We start from the raw sequence: 15345 nt of genomic DNA, 5'->3' as shown, positions 1-15345 counted from the left end.
AAAAAGTGGATAAAAACCCTGGCAGAAAACCCTGCGGACGCTATTGAGTAAAACAGACAACTTCTGCTTTCAATGCCTGTCCGGTACCCATGATGAAAGCAGTGTTATCTGCAAAATGTGCTGTCAGGAAGCAACGAGGTGTAGAAGCGTAGTATATCGATACGGCAAAAGCGGAGGTTATGGCGGATAATCCATGGTCAAACGGGCAGAAAGAAAGCGCGCAGCGGATATTTCCACGCGCGCCTTATGCAGTGTCTTACTGAAGATTGCCTGCGGTCAGGCTCTCTTTATCAAAGGCATGGCTGACATCAATATGATTCTGATGCATCGATGTATCGATATTTGAACCCGCCTCCGGATGCGTCTGGCTCTTCTCTGCGGCCATCACGCCGGACGAAAGTGTAGCGGCCAACAGCAGTGCGGTGACTACGCCGATATTTTTCATGTTCTGTTCCTTATTTCATCGTGTTGTCGCTGTCGCCTGTTTCTTCCGGCGGCCCGGCAATGTGGCGATTTTATTTCGTCAGCTCAGCGGTCATATGTACGCGGTTATTGAATTGAGCGCTGGTGATTTTGTAAGACGCGCCTTGCTCTGCGGCCTGCGCGGCAATTTTGGCTTCTGCGCGGTCCAGGGTGGAAGCGCTGGCGCTGATGCTCTGAGCAAAAGTACCGAAAGAGATCATAGAGAGTGCGGCAACTGCAACGAAAGTTTTGATGGATTTCATGGTCGTATTCCTTAAGTGTTTTGTCAGTGTTGGAGCGTTGTTGCCCCGATGTGATAAATGATAGGCTGACGGCCGGATGATTAAAATCGAAACAATTTGCTTTCATTGTTCAGTAAATTTGAATAATCATTGTCAAGTATTGCCATCCAGTTTTGTTAAGAAAGCTAAATTACAATTCAGCCTCATTGTCATAACAAATATATAAAAAGTTATTTTTTAACTTTCGATAGATGATTTTCTTGTTTGCTATCATCTGAACTGCAGCAATATAGTTTTTAGGCAGCAATAAGCGCCGGCGTGCGGCAAATAAAAATTATCCACGAATATTTAATTATGATAACTATTAATAAGATCAGTAAAAGCTTCTCCGGTGAAAGAGTGCTAAAAGAGGTCTCGCTCAGTATTCATTCCGGCGAGATTATTTGCATTATTGGCCCCAGCGGCTCAGGGAAAACCACGCTATTACGTACGCTTAATTTCCTGGAGCCTGCCGATAGCGGGCAAATAAGAATAGATGATGTGGCGCTGGATTGCGCAAAAGCGGGCAAAAAGGAGATTGAAAAGCTACGGGCGAAAACCGCCATGGTTTTTCAATCGTGGAATCTCTTTCATAATCTGACCGCACTGCAGAATATTACCGAAGGCCTGATTTACGCTCAAAAGCGCCCGCGTCAGGAGGCGCAGGATATTGCTGAACAACTCTTAAAGCAGGTGGGGTTATTGCATAAAAAAGACAGCTATCCGCACAGTCTCTCCGGCGGCCAAAAGCAGCGTATCGGGATTGCGCGGGCGCTGGCAATTAACCCCGCCGTTCTGCTGCTGGATGAGCCGACTTCCGCGCTGGATCCGGAAAAAGTTGGTGAAGTGCTGGAGCTTATTCAGACGATTGCCGCTGCGGGGCAGACGATGATTATCGTGACCCATGAAATGGCGTTCGCCCGCCAGGTCGCTTCCCGGGTGGTATTTATGGAAAACGGCGAAATCGTTGAGCAGGGCCCGGCGGAACAGATATTTGGCGCAGCACAGCAGGGGCGAACCCGGGCGTTTCTGGCGCAACTGCACTATCATGCCTGAGGCTAATGATGAACAATAACCCGCTCTTTAACTGGCAGGATATCGCCGGAATATTGCCGAAACTGCTGGAAAATTTACCCGTGACCCTCGGGATAACGCTGGCCTCACTGCTGCTTGGTTTGACGATCGCGCTGCTGATTGTGCTGCTGCAGTTTAGTCGCTTTAAGCCGCTCAGCGCGGTGGCAGACGGGTATACCGACATTCTGCGTGGCGCCCCCCTGGCGCTGCTGATCCTGCTGTTTTTCTTCGGCGGAAAATTAATTTTGACTGCGCTGGCGCTGCCGCCGCTATGGATTAGCGATACCACCTTTGCGGTGTTGTCTATTTCGGTCAGCATCAGTCCCTATTTTGCAGAAATGATGCGCTCCGCGTGGCGTGCGGTGGATACCGGCCAGAAAGAAGCCATCATCAGCCTCAATATTCCCTGGCATAAGGGAATGCTGCGGATTATTTTTCCCCAGGGGCTCATTATTGCCATTCCCGTTTTTGGTAATCTTTTAATTAACCTCGTGAAGATGACCTCACTGGTCAATATTATTGGTATTGTAGATATTTTTGGCCGTGCACAAAAGATTTCGCAAAATAGCTATGGGTCTAAACAGGTTGCGGCGTTTATTAGTGTTATTATCGTTTACTGGGTGCTGAATAGTATTATTCTCTATTTTACCACTCGTATTGAAAAGAAGTATCAGTTCCTGCTGGAGTGATAGATTAACATGTTTAGCCTGGCATTCATTCGGGACAATTTTACGTTTATTTTAAGCGCGCTGCCGGTCACCCTGGTGATAACGTTATTGTCCTTACTCTTTTCCACCCTGCTGGGCGCGGCGCTGGCGTGGGTGATTATTCGTCAGGTTCCCGGGGTTCAATGGGGGGCGAAGGTATTTCTCTCCTTTAGCCGTTCGGTCCCGGTACTGGTGATGCTGTATTTCTTTTTTTACGTCTGGCCATGGATAGCCGCCGGGCTGTTTGGCGGCCCGCAGGACAATATGTACCACTATAAACTCTCGCCACTGGTGGCGGCGGTCACCGCGCTATCGCTGATTTTCAGCGCGTATTTCGCCGAAACCTTTCGCGCAGGCTGGAACGCGGTTGATAAGGGGCAGCGCGAGGCCGCATGGTCAATTGGGCTAAGCGGGTTCACGCAGTTCCGACGCATTATTTTTCCGCAGGCGGCAGTATCCGCACTGCCGAACTTCACCAGCGTGCTGATCGATCTGATTAAAGACACCTCGCTGGTTTACACCATCACCGTTATTGATCTGATGGCGAAAGCCAATATCGCCGCCGCGCGCGGGTTTCATTTTGTCGAAGCCTATTGCGTCGTGCTGGTGATTTATATCGTGCTGTGCCTGGCAATTGCCAGAGCATTGCGCAGTGTAGAACGGTTTCTGCGCGCCCGCTGGCAAGGAAACGTACAAAAGAGTGTTCCACGGTTATCATTTTGGGGAAGGTATTTTGAAAAATAAAATTTTACTGGTGAGTGCGCTGACGTTGGCAATGGGAATTAATGCCGCACAGGCGGTTGAAAAAAGTCCGCACGCGAAGACGATTGAGGTTGTCGTTAACGCTAACGGTTTTCCCTTTAGCTTTGTTGACGATAACAACAATATTACCGGCTACGATGGCGATCTGTTAAAGGTGCTGGACCAGCGGTTAACCGACTATACGTTTCATTTTAATGCGGTCTCGCGCGACGCGATGATCGTCGGCCTGTCGACCGGCGCGTATACCCTTGCGGCGGATCACTTTTATCTTACCAAAGAGCGGGCGGAAAAATACGACCACTCCGGCGAGCCGACCGGGATCAGCGATTTACGCCTGATTGTACGTAACGATGAGAACGATCTTCATAACCTTGGCGATCTCGCCAGCGGTAAGAAAAAGCTGGTGCCGATTCATACCTCCGACGCCCGTTATACGGTGATTGAAAACTACAACAAAAAACATCCAGGCCAACAAATTAACCTGCAGCCCAACGGCGAGCAGTCCGCCGCCGATATCTTTAAAGCGGTCGCTTCCGGGGAATACGATGCGGCGATTTATCCTATTGGCGCACTGCTGGCGTTAAATAAGGCGCTAAATCTCAATCTGAAAGCTTCGGATTCCGTCGGCCTGTTTCCTAACGTCTATTTGTATAAAAAAAATACCGACCCGCAGCTGATCAAAGCGATTGATGCGCAGTTGGTTGCCCTGAAAAAGGACGGCACGCTCGCTGAGCTCTCACGGAAATGGTACGCCGAAGATGTGTATGCCCTGCCGGGCGCCAGAGACGTCAAAGTGAATACCGACTGGGAATAAACGCATGACGCAAATAAGCTCGGAACCGGCGCATAACGCCGCCACCTTAAACGATGAGGTGACCCTGGCGCTGCGCGCCATTACTGAAAAACGCGCGGCTACCATCGGTTACCTGTTGGACGAAAGCCGACAACGACATATCGCGGATGATTTTGCGCGTGAAGCCATACGCCACTATGGCCGCGATATCGGGCATAAGCTGCGTGAGCAAATGCGCGATCGCCAGGATTTGCAGGAGTTTGCCGGGCTGTTTACCCGCGGTCTGGAATCTCAGGTTTATGAGATGGAGCCCGTTAGCGCCAGCCGGGCCGAATTTATCGTCCTGTTTCATTACTGTCCTTACGTCAACTGCTGGCGGCAGCAGGGGCGGGGCGCCAGCGAAATTGAGACGCTATGCGATATCTGCATGGAAGGGGATCATGCGTTAACTGACGCGTTTCCGGGGCTGCGTTTAGAGGTGCAGACCGCGCTGGCTCGCGGTGATGCCGCCTGTCGGCTGCGTTTTTATCAGTCAGAGTCGCATGAGGCGGAATGGCAACCTTAAGTGGGGGCCACGCAACCAGTTTATTAATCAGCCAGAAGCGGCGATTCAGGCACTGAGCGGGCAAAAGCTCACCACGGTTGACGGCGACGTTGACGGACGGATTTATCCCACTGACGGAACGGGGATTCGCGTTGCCGACCCGGCGCGACAAGGCCGGCGCTTCGGTGTTGGTCACGACGAATAGCGTTTTGAATAAGGAGTAAAACTATGGCAAAGGTCCATTTTATTGGTGCCGGACAGATGACGGAGGCGATTATTCGCGCGTCATTAAGCAACGGTACGCTGCGGGCGGACGCGATCTCGCTGGAGGATATCGACAGCGCGCGAATCGAGGCTTTGCACTCCCGCTATCGGTTGTCGGGCGACGGTGGCTTAAGCGAGGCCTCTTTGCTGGTGCTGGGGATCCGTCCGCAGGACGATCTGGCGGCGGTGGCGAGCCGCGTGCGCGCCCAGCTAAACGGCTCGACGACGGTGGTTTCTCTGATCGCGGGAGTGACCCTGGAAAAGCTGGCCTCCCTGTTTGGTGAGACAACGCCGATTGCCAGGACGATCCCCAATACCCTGACCGATACCGGATTTGGCTATAGCGGCGTAACCTTAAACGCCCACGCCAGCGCGGCTGAGATCGAGCCGTTTCTGCGCGGTTTTGGCAAAGTGCTGTATCTGCCAGAGCGGTTGATCGATGTCTTTACCGGTTTTGGCGTCGCGGGGCCTAACTATATTTACTACTTTATTGAGTCCCTTACCGATGCCGGCGTACTGGCGGGGCTGTCGCGGCCTCAGGCGACGGAGGTGGTGCTGGAGAACCTCCTCGGCGCGGTCGAGATGCTGCGCCAAAGCCAGAAGCATCCGCGTCAGCTTCTGGATATCAATAATTCACCGGCGGGAGTCGGGATCCACGCTCTGTATGAGCTGAACAACAGTGATTTTGCCGCAGGCCTTCAGCGCAGCGTACTGGCGGCGGTCAGGCGTACCCGTGAACTGGGACAGCGCTAAACCCCTTCTTCCCGCCACTGGCCGTGCAGCACCCGGCGCTTTTCCGGCGATGCGCTTAAAGGCACGGCTTAAGGCTGCATGAGAACGGTCGCCCAGCCGGATCGCTAACGTCGTCTATTAATCCACGGGGAGCAGGACAAGTTCAGGCATTGGTCATTCGACATGTTAGGGGAATATGCCTGAAGATTCCGTTTAAATTCGACGGAAAACAGGCAACAAAAAACCCGCAAACTCGGAGAGAGTGCGGGTTTCTGTAGGGTTACCGGTCGTTAACAAAACTTACCGGTGAATGATTTGGTCGGCACGAGAGGATTTGAACCTCCGACCCCCGACACCCCATGACGGTGCGCTACCAGGCTGCGCTACGTGCCGACGCGTGGGGAACAATATTACCCGTTCCCCGAGCGAATGCAAGCGGGTCGCGCGCGATTGATTCATAATTAATCAATCAGTTAGCGATAAAGCGTTTTTCGTCAGTCAGGACCTGCAGCAACAGGCTGAGCTGCGGTTTCTGATCTTTAATTTTCTCGCCGTCGCGGCTCCAGGTGGTATAGGTGCCGTTATGGTTGAGGACCACGGTGATGGTCGGGGTGGTAATGGCCAGCGTATCGCCGTTGGCCGCGGTGACCCAGTTCCGACGTCGTGCGGCGCTGAACAGATCTTCACCCTGCGAGTACTCATTGGCTGGCGTCGAAACGTGGAGCAGGCGCTGCATCAGCGTGGTCATTACATCTTTGTTATCGGTCAGCGTGGCAATTTCCTGCGCCGGCGTGCCCGGCCAGTGAATAACCAGCGGCACCTGCAACTGCTCGCGCGACCAGTCGAACGAGTCGTGTTTGACGTTAAGCGGCTTGCCGTGGCCGCCAGTGATAATCACCACCGTGTTGTCGAGCTTGCCGGCTGCGCGTAGCGCGGTCAGCACCCGATCAATTTGGGCGTCAACATCACCTGCCGCCTTGCTGTAACGGCGGACAAAGCCCTGTTGCTGCGTGTCGTCGAGGGTGGTGCCGTTGAGCGAGATCCACGAGAACCAGCGATTCTCATCCTGCGCGTAACGGTCCAGCCAGCCGATCCACTGATTGGCCGTCTGCTCGTCGCTCTGAGTCTTCGCGCTCGGTAGCGAGAAGTCGGAGAGCAGCGCCTGGCGATAGAGCGGGCTGCTAAACCCATCGGAGGAGAACAGGCCCAGCTGGTAGCCCTGCTGGTTGAGGGCGGTGATCAACGCGGCGGGAATACGCGCCGAGAGGACACCGTCCATATAGCCTGGTGAAATACCGTAGAACAGGCCAAACAGGCCGCTGTCGGCGGTATTACCCGAACTCATATGCTGGGTAAAATTGACGTTCTCTTTGGCGAACGCCGCCAGCGCCGGCATGGTCTTTTCAAACCGCGAATAGTTCAGGTTGTCGACGGTGATCAGCAGCACGTTGTAGCCCGCGCCGAGATCACGGTAGCGCAGGTTGCTGAGCGGATACTGGACCGATACCGCCTCCGGCGCCCCTTGCTCCACCAGACGACGCTGATAATCCTGGGCGTCGAGCAGGCCATGTTTCTCGAGGAAACGGCGGGCGGTCATCGGATAAGAGAGCGGCAGATTCGCCCGCTGCATCGTGATCGGGCGATAGAAGTTGGCATCCGCCCAGATATAGACCAGGTGGCTGCTGATAAACGACAGAAAGAAGAACCAGGCGACCGGGCGGGCGTAATGACGGCGGCGCGTCAGGCTGCGCAGTTTCTGCCAGCTCCAGGTGGCGAAGAGCATTTCAATCAAAAAGATGACCGGGACGCTGATAAACATCAGCTGCCAGTCGCGCGCCATCTCATTCTGGTCAGGGTTGATGACCAGCTCCCAGACGACCGGGTTTAAGTGAAGATGGAAGCGGGTGAAGACCTCGCTATCTATCAGCAGCAGCGTCATCCCGGCGGTGGCAAGGATCACCGACAGGAAGCGCATCAGGCGCTGCGAGACCACGATAAAGGTCAACGGGAAGAGGATCAGCACATAGCTGGTAAACACCAGGAAGCTGAAGTGTCCGACGAGACTGACGTACGAAAAAAGCCGTCCGGCAAGCGTCGTCGGCCAGTCGGCGACAAAAAGATAGCGGCTGCCGAGCACCATGGCCAACAACATGTTGAACAGGGCGAACCAGTGCCCCCAGCTGACCATCTGGGAGACTTTTTCTCGGTAGGGCTGACGTAGAGTCACCATATACTGTTGCTGTTATCCTTAATGCGCCGGATCGTCGTTAATGGAAGACTGCAAAGCCTGCGCGAAAGAACGGGCGATGGCCTGACGCTGCGCCGGCGCGACGCTACTGTTGATCAGGTTGGTCACCATATTGCCTAACACCATTAGTGAAAGGTCAACCGGGGCTTTGTGTGATTCCAGGACGTTCGTTAGCTCGCTGAGCAACTGTTCGACCTGTTGATCGCTATAGCGGGAAATTTGCGGCATAAACTCAAAATCTGTTTGTTCGTGAAAGGGCAACATATTACCGTAGCAGCAGCTTTTTTTCCGCATTTTTTCGCCGCGACGCAAAAGCGCACCGATCGTCGGTAACAACGTCGAAATGTGTGGCGCCAGTTGCGTCGGCAACCCGGCGGTGGTTGAATACCGCCCGGTCTAAAAGGAGAGTTTAACATGAGTCTGGATATCGACCAGATTGCCCTGCATCAGTTAATCAAACGTGATGAACAAAATCTGGAGCTGGTGCTGCGCGAGTCACTGCTGGAGCCGAATGCGACGGTCGTCGAGATGATGGCTGAACTGCACCGGGTCTATAGCGCCAAAAGCAAAGCCTATGGCCTGTTCAATGAAGAGAGTGAACTGGCGCAGGCGCTGCGTCTGCAGCGTCAGGGGGAAGAAGAGTTTCTGGCGTTCAGCCGCGCGGCGACTGGTCGTCTGCGCGATGAACTGGCGAAATATCCGTTCGCTGAAGGGGGCATTGTCCTGTTCTGCCAGTATCGTTACCTGGCGGTCGAGTATCTGCTGGTGGCGGTGCTCAATAACCTGAGCAGTATGCGCGTCAACGAAGAGCTGGATATCCGCTCGACCCATTACCTGGATATTAACCATGCTGATATCGTCGCGCGCATCGATTTAACCGAGTGGGAAACCAACCCGGAGTCGACCCGCTATCTGACCTTCCTGAAAGGGCGGGTAGGGCGCAAAGTGGCCGATTTCTTTATGGATTTCCTCGGCGCCAGCGAAGGGCTTAACGCCAAAGCGCAGAACCGCGGCCTGCTGCAGGCGGTGGATGACTTCGCCGCCGATGCTCAGCTTGATAAATCCGAGCGACAGAATGTGCGTCAGCAGGTCTACGCGTACTGTAACGAACAGCTGCAGGCCGGGGAAGAGATTGAGCTGGAGTCGCTGTCCAAAGAGCTCGCCGGCGTCAGCGAAAAGAGCTTCCAGGAATTCACTGCCGCGCAGGGCTATGAGCTGGAAGAGAGCTTCCCGGCGGATCGCAGCACCTTACGCCAGCTGACCAAGTTTGCCGGCAGCGGCGGCGGATTGACCATTAACTTCGACGCCATGCTGTTAGGTGAACGCGTATTCTGGGATCCCGCCACCGATACCCTGACCATTAAGGGCACCCCGCCGAACCTGCGCGACCAGCTGCAGCGCCGGACGTCCGGCGGCAATTAAACCCCATGCCCTGTCGGCGCTATCGCTGAACGGGGATGATCTCCACGCCGCACTGCACCAGCTGCTGGCGCAGCGCGGCGTCGGGTTCACCGTCGACGATAAGCGTACTGGCGAGGTTCAGTTCGCCGATGGCAAAGGCTGACGCGGCGTTGAGCTTCTCCCGGGACGCCATCACCACGGTTTCCGCCGCTCTGGCCGCCAGTGCGCGTTTGATGCCCGCTTCTTCATAATCACCGGTAGTGAAACCTGCCCGTGGGTGGATGCCGGTCACCCCCATAAAGAACAGATCGGCATTGATCCGCGCCATACCCGCCAGCGTCTCGGCGCCCACAGCGACGACCGAATGTTTAAACACTTTGCCCCCGAGCAGGATCACCTCGATTCGCGGGTGGTCCACCAGCGCCACGGCGATGCCAGGGCTGTGGGTGACCACCGTACAGTTCAGTTCCGCAGGTAAAAAGCCGATCATTGCCGCAGTAGTGGTGCCGCCATCGACAATCACCACCTGTCCTGGCTGGATCAGCGCGGCGGCGGCGCGGGCGACTGCCTGCTTGGAGGCGATCTGCACACTTTTGCGCGTTTCAATAGGCGCAATAGCGGCAGAAACCGGCAGTGCGCCGCCGTGGACCCGCTGCAGTTTTCCTTCCGCCGCCAGCTCGCGCAGATCGCGGCGAATGGAGTCCTCGGAGACGTTGAACCGCTGGCTTAGCTCCCCGGACATCACCTGTTTTTCCTCGGTGAGGATCTGGAGGATCTGCTGTTTTCTCTGACTGGCGAGCATGATTTTTCCTTCACGAATGATCTTGTTTGTGCCTGATTATGCATGTTATGGTGCCGGCTGTCATCTCAAAGGGGATATAACATGCAAACTCACGCACCGCACGTCCGCCACGTTCGCGAGACGCTGCTCTCTGACAACTGGTACACCCTGAAAAAATATACTTTTGAACTGCTGCGCCGGGACGGCCGCTGGCAGGAGCAAAGCCGGGAAGCCTATGACCGCGGCAACGGCGCGGTCATTTTACTCTATAACCGTGAGAAGCGGACGGTGGTCCTGACGCGCCAGTTCCGATTTCCGGTATTTACCCACGGTCACGATGGGTATCTGATTGAGGCTGCCGCCGGGCTGCTGGATAACGCCTCGCCGGAGGCGCGGATCGTTGCCGAAGCGGAAGAGGAGACCGGCTTTCGCGTGACGCGTGTCGAACCCGTCTTCACTGTCTTTATGAGTCCAGGCTCCGTGACCGAGAAGCTCTACTTTTTTATCGCGGAATATCAGGCCGATGACCGTCGGGGCGACGGCGGCGGGTTGGCGGCAGAAGGTGAGGATATTGAAGTGTTGGAGTGGCCGCTGGCGCGGGCGCTGCAGGCTATTCGCGATGGCGAGATCATGGATGCGAAAACGATAATGCTGTTGCAGCATCTGGCGCTGAATGCCGATACGCTCCTCGCCGGCTAAGCGGCAAGGAGCAGGGGAGATTAGCGCAATTCGCGGGCAATGGCGCTGTACATCAGCGCCGCTTCCAGCGGCTGGGCGTTGAAGGACGGTTCCGCCTGCGGCCAGGTCGACCACTGGACGATCACCAGATGTTCCGCGCGGTTCACCATGATCACCTGGCCATAGATCCCCAGCGCCCACAGCGAGCCCTGCAGTCCTTCCTGCGGCGTCGGCTGTACGTGTTGCGCATTGGCCGGAATCGCGTTGTTCCACCACTGATAGCCGTAGATACCTTGCGGATGCGCTGCTGAAACCGAGTTCAGCGCTTTTGTCCAGCTTGCGGCCTGGTCGAACCAACCTGCGGGCACCAGCTGTTTGCCGTTGCTTAACCGACCATCGCGGGCGACAAACTCGCCAAAGCGGCCCCAGTCTTCGAGGGTGGCGTTAAAGCCGTGGGCGCCAACATCATGCTTCCCTTGCTGATAAGCATGCCAGACGCCATCGTGGGCCATACCCGCAGGCTGCCACAGTGATTGTTCAAGCCAGGCGGCCAGCGACATACCGGTCGCGCGTTCCAGCACATCGCCCAGCAGCCAGGCGCCGCCGGAAGAGTAGGACCACTGCTCGCCTGCCGGGTGTTTGCGCGACAGTGCCGATACGATTTTACGTACGCAATCATAGGCGCCGGGCTGCGCTTCACACTGGGTCAGGCGGGCAAAGTGCGACTGCGGATTGGTGTAATCTTCATTCCAGTCCACGCCGCTGGTATGTTGAATGAGCTGCCTGAGCGTTACACCGTCCCAGGCGGTGCCTTTTAGTTCGGGTTCATAAACGGTAATCAGGTCATCGAGGGAGTGGATTTTCCCCTGCTGAATGGCGATGCCCACCAGCGTCGAAACCACCGATTTCCCCACCGAGCGAGAGGTCCACAGCGTGGTATCGGTGTTGCCGTTGCCAAGGTATTTCCAGGCGACTTTGCCATCTTTCAGCACCAGCATGCCGCTGACGTTCTCGCGCTTCAGGTAATCCTGTAGCGTCCAGGTGTGGCCGTTGAGGGTATAGCTGGCGTGGGTCAGTGGCTTTTCAGCACGCTCCAGCGGGACCGCTGCGCCGTGGCGGAAGACGTCTCCGGCATAATTGCGATAGTCGTTACGAAAGCCAACGACGCGTGACGCCTGATCCCAGGTGAGCATGTCTTTGGCCGCGGGTAGCGTTTGGTCGTAAGGGGTGGGGCAGACATCCAGCGTCAGGTCGCCGCAGTTTTGCGCCATCGCCGCCGCCGGCAGCGCCGCCAAAATTAACGCCAGAGCCAGTGGTTTTTTTATCATTTTTATTTCCTCGTTTGCCATAGATTCGCTGCGCAGTATATAAATCGGCTCGCGAAGGCTAAAATCAGCATAGGGGGGATTTTCCCCCGCAAGGGAGAGAGGGATGAAAGCCCTGCAGTATTCTTTCGCACAGATTGAGGCCTTCGCCACCATCGCCGAAACTGGCAGCCTGTCGCAGGCGGCCATTCGTTTAGCTAAAGACCGGACCACGCTTCGCGATCTGCTGGACTATCTGGAAGATGCGCTGGGCTACCGGCTGTTCAGCCGTGAAGGGCGTAGCCTGACGCTAACCGCCGAAGGCGAGCAGCTTTTTCGCCAGGCACACCTGCTGTTGCGTCAGGCGCAGGCTTTCGAGTCTTTTGCGCAAACGCTGCCGCAAACGGCCTGGCAGGCGTTACGTCTGGTGTACGATCCCTTCGTGCCGCGTGAATTTCTCTGTTTGCTGGCTGATACGCTTGCCCGGCGGCAGATCCGTTTAAGCTGCTGGAGCGCCTCGCGGCGCGAAGCCGAGCAGGCGCTGAGCGAGGGCATCGCGGATATGGCCATTTGCCAGGCTAATAATCGTACGCTGGGCAGCGAAATGGAGTGGCGGGCGCTGGGCACCGTTGATTTACGTTTTTACGCCGCGCAAGGATTGTTTACTGACGCCGCACGGCCGCTGACATTGCTGAATTTATCGCTAACGCCACAGCTGGTGATGCACCGGCGCAGTGACGATCAGATCGCCCGCCGGCTACAGATATCAGGCCATACGCTGTATATGAATGAAATCGCGCTGCTGCGCCATGCGATGGAGCAGGGGATGGGCTGGGGATTTTTACCGGAACATTTACGGCCAGGCGAGTGGCAGGGGGTTGCTGAAATAGCTACCGAGGTCGGCAGTCAGGGACTGAACGTGACCATGGTGATGCTCTGGCTGCCCGGCATGAATAAGCACCGGATGCTGAGCGACCTCGTGGACGAGGCGCCGGAACTTTGGCGGCGCCGATAACAAAACGCCCCGGGTCAGAAGACACCAGGGCGTTTGCCATACAACTTGCTATCGGCGATTACGCGCGAACGAAGTCGATGTGGGTCAGTTTCGGCTTGAACGCGTGACGCTGAACAGCCTGAACTTTAACTTTCTCTTCTTTGCCATCGATAACGAGGGTCACAACTTCGCCGTAAAATTCAGCTTTATCCTGCATGTTCCACAGTTTGTCGTGATCCAGTTCGATAGCAACCGGAGCAGCTTCGCCACCGTAGATGATTGCCGGGAACTTGTTAGCTGCGCGCAGGCGGCGGCTCGCACCCTTACCCTGCTCTTTACGTACTTCTGCGTTGATAGTAAACATTGATGTCTCTCTATATATAAAGCCTGCAACAGGCGACCCAGCTGCAGGCAGATTATCTGCTTTGCGAATGCAAAAGCGGGCGGCATTATAGCCGCCAATCGGCACAGCGGCAATCAAAACCTCAGTTTTTGGCGGATTAACGCAGCTCATTGGCGCGACGGAAACGGCCCTGATAATCGAAAACTTTTTCCCGCACCTGCCAGTATTGCCCCTTCATTCGGGCGACGACAAAGTCAGGATGGCGCAGCAGCGCCTGCTGGGCAATGATATCCGCCGGGGTTATCCAGCGTAACGGCTCGCCCGGCGTACGGGTATGCGGGCGGATAAACAACTGCTCAAAGGCGGTACGCTGGGCGGGCGTTTGCAGACGGAAGCGCTCACTCACGTCGGCGCCGTCCTCATCATAGTAGGTGATTTTCAGCCACGGGCCTTTCTCGTCGCTACCGTGCTGCATAGCCATGCCGCTGCAGCGCAGCACCAGCGCGTCCTTTAGCTTCAGCGCCGCCTTCAGCATATCGTCCGGGTCGACCAAAATCGTGTCGCACTCGCGGCAGCGGCGGGCGGCGATATCGTTTTCCGCGTTGCACTGCGGGCAGTTTTTGAAGCGAAAGCGGAAGTCGCACTGTTCGCGGTGGCCGTCATCATCTTCAAACCAGCCCTGGCAGCGGCGGCCAAAATGCTCAATCAAGGTGCCGTCGGCGGTGGTTTTGCCCCAGAAGGTGTTGGCGAAACCGCAGGCCGGGCAGAAGACCTGCACCGGTACGTTGTCGCTTTTCCCCTTCGGCGTCCCCACTTCCGGGGCGTACAGGTCATGCGGGTTGCCGGCGTAGTCGAGGATCAGGCAGTCGGTTTTGCCCGGCGCCAGGCGCAGGCCGCGGCCAACGATCTGTTGGTAAAGACTCACCGACTCGGTGGGGCGGAGGATGGCGATCAGGTCAACGTGCGGGGCGTCGAAGCCGGTGGTCAACACCGCGACGTTCACCAGATAGCGATACTCCTGCGCTTTAAACGCCTCGATAATGCGATCCCGCTCTGGTCCAGGCGTTTCCCCGGTGATCAGCGCGGCTTGCGCCGCCGGCAGCAGACCGGTCACTTCCCGGGCGTGTTCCACGGTGGCGGCGAAGATCATCACCCCTTTACGGCTTTCGGCGAACTCCACGATCTGGCTGACGATATGCGGTGTTATGCGCTGCTGTTTTTTCAGTTCGTGGTTAAGATCGGCTTCGCTGAACAGGCCGTTGCTTTGCGCCTGCAGACGGCTGAAATCGTACTGCACCACCGGCATATCAAGGCGTTCCGGTGGCGTCAGGTAGCCGTGCTTAATCATATAGCGCAGCGGCAGCTCATAGATGCAGTCGCGAAACAGTGCTTTCTCATCGCCACGTACCATGCCGTGGTAGTGAAACTGATAGATCCAACCCTTGCCGAGGCGGAACGGGGTAGCCGTCAGGCCGAGCAGCCGGAGCTGAGGATTCACCTGCCGCAGGTGGCTTATGATCTGTTGGTACTGGCTGTCGTCGTCATCGCTGATACGGTGGCATTCATCGACGATGAGCAGCGAAAATTCACTGTGAAACTGATCGAGGTTGCGCGCCACCGACTGCACGCTGCCGAACACCACTTTGCCGTGGCTCTCTTTACGCTGCAGACCAGCGGCAAAGATATCCGCCTCGAGGCCAAGGGCGCAGTATTTCGCATGGTTCTGCGCCACCAGCTCTTTGACGTGGGCCAGCACCAGCACGCGGCCGCGGGCCAGCCGGGCAAGCTCGGCAATCACCAGGCTTTTGCCCGCGCCGGTGGGCAGGACAATGGCCGCCGGCTCGGTATGGCGACGAAACCAGGCGAGGGTGGCATCGACGGCTTCTTGTTGATAGGGGCGTAATGTAAAAGTCATGAATTCACGGGGCTAATTAACTCGCGAATAGTATGCCATGAATCTTTTCCCTTGAGTGGTGT

General features: G+C 56.1%; 17 protein-coding genes, 1 tRNA gene and 1 pseudogene. 9 read left to right on the top strand and 10 right to left on the bottom strand.

The genetic code is table 11. The features are described 5' to 3' along the window. Positions 1-256: 256 nt before the first annotated feature. On the bottom strand, positions 257-445 hold the full coding sequence (locus FHW76_RS03420; RefSeq protein ID WP_008803987.1) for a hypothetical protein: 189 nt from the start codon (positions 443-445) through the stop codon (positions 257-259). Positions 446-515: 70 nt separating this feature from the next. Further along, entirely contained in the window at positions 516-725 is a 210-nt protein-coding gene (locus tag FHW76_RS03415) for a YdgH/BhsA/McbA-like domain containing protein (RefSeq protein ID WP_004102265.1), read from the bottom strand. A gap of 333 nt (positions 726-1058) precedes the next feature. On the opposite strand from FHW76_RS03415, the gene FHW76_RS03410 reads away from it, so the two are divergent. The 6 genes from FHW76_RS03410 (at position 1059) to FHW76_RS03385 (ending at position 5640) form a co-directional block, all read left to right on the top strand. Beyond that, positions 1059-1799, top strand: a complete 741-nt coding sequence (locus FHW76_RS03410; protein ID WP_008803988.1) for an amino acid ABC transporter ATP-binding protein — start codon at positions 1059-1061, stop codon at positions 1797-1799. A gap of 8 nt (positions 1800-1807) precedes the next feature. Continuing rightward, positions 1808-2506, top strand: a complete 699-nt coding sequence (locus tag FHW76_RS03405) for an amino acid ABC transporter permease (protein WP_110233591.1) — start codon at positions 1808-1810, stop codon at positions 2504-2506. Positions 2507-2515: 9 nt separating this feature from the next. Continuing rightward, on the top strand, positions 2516-3268 hold the full coding sequence (locus tag FHW76_RS03400) for an amino acid ABC transporter permease (RefSeq protein ID WP_016161566.1): 753 nt from the start codon (positions 2516-2518) through the stop codon (positions 3266-3268). Then, positions 3258-4100: a transporter substrate-binding domain-containing protein gene (locus FHW76_RS03395; protein WP_183476228.1), complete on the top strand. Its 843-nt coding sequence runs from the start codon at positions 3258-3260 to the stop codon at positions 4098-4100. Before FHW76_RS03400 ends, FHW76_RS03395 begins: the two co-directional genes overlap by 11 nt. A gap of 4 nt (positions 4101-4104) precedes the next feature. After that, positions 4105-4644, top strand: coding sequence for an L-2-amino-thiazoline-4-carboxylic acid hydrolase (locus FHW76_RS03390; RefSeq protein ID WP_070612811.1), 540 nt, complete (start codon positions 4105-4107; stop codon positions 4642-4644). Between the two features lie 207 nt (positions 4645-4851). Then, positions 4852-5640, top strand: a complete 789-nt coding sequence (locus tag FHW76_RS03385; RefSeq protein WP_008803993.1) for a pyrroline-5-carboxylate reductase — start codon at positions 4852-4854, stop codon at positions 5638-5640. A gap of 12 nt (positions 5641-5652) precedes the next feature. Here the strand turns inward: FHW76_RS03385 and FHW76_RS26625 are convergent. The 4 genes and pseudogenes from FHW76_RS26625 to FHW76_RS03370 form a co-directional block, all read right to left on the bottom strand. Next, positions 5653-5748: pseudogene (locus FHW76_RS26625) on the bottom strand (AraC family transcriptional regulator); the annotation flags it as partial. A 187-nt stretch (positions 5749-5935) separates the two neighbouring features. After that, positions 5936-6012: transfer RNA gene (locus FHW76_RS03380), tRNA-Pro, on the bottom strand. A 76-nt stretch (positions 6013-6088) separates the two neighbouring features. After that, complete coding sequence (yejM, locus tag FHW76_RS03375; RefSeq protein WP_008803994.1) at positions 6089-7849, bottom strand: LPS biosynthesis-modulating metalloenzyme YejM; 1761 nt, start codon at positions 7847-7849, stop codon at positions 6089-6091. Between the two features lie 18 nt (positions 7850-7867). Beyond that, complete coding sequence (locus FHW76_RS03370; RefSeq protein ID WP_004195346.1) at positions 7868-8095, bottom strand: YejL family protein; 228 nt, start codon at positions 8093-8095, stop codon at positions 7868-7870. Between the two features lie 186 nt (positions 8096-8281). Between FHW76_RS03370 and yejK the strand changes: the two genes are divergently transcribed. Beyond that, positions 8282-9289 carry a nucleoid-associated protein YejK gene (gene yejK, locus FHW76_RS03365; protein ID WP_008803995.1) on the top strand — a complete coding sequence of 336 codons (1008 nt, stop codon included), beginning with the start codon at positions 8282-8284 and terminating at the stop codon, positions 9287-9289. Between the two features lie 19 nt (positions 9290-9308). Here yejK and FHW76_RS03360 read toward each other — a convergent pair whose 3' ends face one another. Then, a complete protein-coding gene (locus FHW76_RS03360) occupies positions 9309-10070 on the bottom strand; it encodes a DeoR/GlpR family DNA-binding transcription regulator (RefSeq protein WP_023323040.1) in 762 nt (253 codons plus the stop codon). A gap of 81 nt (positions 10071-10151) precedes the next feature. On the opposite strand from FHW76_RS03360, the gene FHW76_RS03355 reads away from it, so the two are divergent. Further along, the gene (locus tag FHW76_RS03355; protein WP_008803997.1) at positions 10152-10748 is read left to right on the top strand and encodes an NUDIX domain-containing protein; all 597 of its coding nucleotides are present in this window, start codon (positions 10152-10154) and stop codon (positions 10746-10748) included. A gap of 20 nt (positions 10749-10768) precedes the next feature. On the opposite strand, the gene FHW76_RS03350 is transcribed toward FHW76_RS03355, so the two are convergent. Next, a complete protein-coding gene (locus tag FHW76_RS03350) occupies positions 10769-12055 on the bottom strand; it encodes a serine hydrolase (RefSeq protein WP_023323039.1) in 1287 nt (428 codons plus the stop codon). Positions 12056-12158: 103 nt separating this feature from the next. Between FHW76_RS03350 and FHW76_RS03345 the strand changes: the two genes are divergently transcribed. Then, positions 12159-13046, top strand: coding sequence for a LysR family transcriptional regulator (locus tag FHW76_RS03345; protein WP_183476225.1), 888 nt, complete (start codon positions 12159-12161; stop codon positions 13044-13046). Between the two features lie 58 nt (positions 13047-13104). Here FHW76_RS03345 and rplY read toward each other — a convergent pair whose 3' ends face one another. Both rplY and FHW76_RS03335 read right to left on the bottom strand, forming a co-directional pair. Further along, complete coding sequence (gene rplY / locus FHW76_RS03340; RefSeq protein WP_008804000.1) at positions 13105-13389, bottom strand: 50S ribosomal protein L25; 285 nt, start codon at positions 13387-13389, stop codon at positions 13105-13107. Between the two features lie 136 nt (positions 13390-13525). Beyond that, on the bottom strand, positions 13526-15283 hold the full coding sequence (locus tag FHW76_RS03335; protein ID WP_183476222.1) for a DEAD/DEAH box helicase: 1758 nt from the start codon (positions 15281-15283) through the stop codon (positions 13526-13528). Between the last annotated feature and the right edge of the window lie 62 nt (positions 15284-15345).

This window comes from Klebsiella sp. RC2, assembly GCF_014192815.1.
Lineage (GTDB): Bacteria > Pseudomonadota > Gammaproteobacteria > Enterobacterales > Enterobacteriaceae > Klebsiella > Klebsiella variicola.
This window is presented reverse-complemented; position numbering and strand designations above follow the sequence as displayed.

Coding starts and splice junctions, on each gene's coding strand:
- FHW76_RS03420 (WP_008803987.1), bottom strand. CDS start 445: ATGAAAAATATCGGCGTAGTCACCGCACTGCTGTTGGCCGCTACACTT.
- FHW76_RS03415 (WP_004102265.1), bottom strand. CDS start 725: ATGAAATCCATCAAAACTTTCGTTGCAGTTGCCGCACTCTCTATGATC.
- FHW76_RS03410 (WP_008803988.1), top strand. CDS start 1,059: ATGATAACTATTAATAAGATCAGTAAAAGCTTCTCCGGTGAAAGAGTG.
- FHW76_RS03405 (WP_110233591.1), top strand. CDS start 1,808: ATGAACAATAACCCGCTCTTTAACTGGCAGGATATCGCCGGAATATTG.
- FHW76_RS03400 (WP_016161566.1), top strand. CDS start 2,516: ATGTTTAGCCTGGCATTCATTCGGGACAATTTTACGTTTATTTTAAGC.
- FHW76_RS03390 (WP_070612811.1), top strand. CDS start 4,105: ATGACGCAAATAAGCTCGGAACCGGCGCATAACGCCGCCACCTTAAAC.
- FHW76_RS03385 (WP_008803993.1), top strand. CDS start 4,852: ATGGCAAAGGTCCATTTTATTGGTGCCGGACAGATGACGGAGGCGATT.
- yejM (WP_008803994.1), bottom strand. CDS start 7,849: ATGGTGACTCTACGTCAGCCCTACCGAGAAAAAGTCTCCCAGATGGTC.
- FHW76_RS03370 (WP_004195346.1), bottom strand. CDS start 8,095: ATGCCGCAAATTTCCCGCTATAGCGATCAACAGGTCGAACAGTTGCTC.
- yejK (WP_008803995.1), top strand. CDS start 8,282: ATGAGTCTGGATATCGACCAGATTGCCCTGCATCAGTTAATCAAACGT.
- FHW76_RS03360 (WP_023323040.1), bottom strand. CDS start 10,070: ATGCTCGCCAGTCAGAGAAAACAGCAGATCCTCCAGATCCTCACCGAG.
- FHW76_RS03355 (WP_008803997.1), top strand. CDS start 10,152: ATGCAAACTCACGCACCGCACGTCCGCCACGTTCGCGAGACGCTGCTC.
- FHW76_RS03350 (WP_023323039.1), bottom strand. CDS start 12,055: ATGATAAAAAAACCACTGGCTCTGGCGTTAATTTTGGCGGCGCTGCCG.
- FHW76_RS03345 (WP_183476225.1), top strand. CDS start 12,159: ATGAAAGCCCTGCAGTATTCTTTCGCACAGATTGAGGCCTTCGCCACC.
- rplY (WP_008804000.1), bottom strand. CDS start 13,389: ATGTTTACTATCAACGCAGAAGTACGTAAAGAGCAGGGTAAGGGTGCG.
- FHW76_RS03335 (WP_183476222.1), bottom strand. CDS start 15,283: ATGACTTTTACATTACGCCCCTATCAACAAGAAGCCGTCGATGCCACC.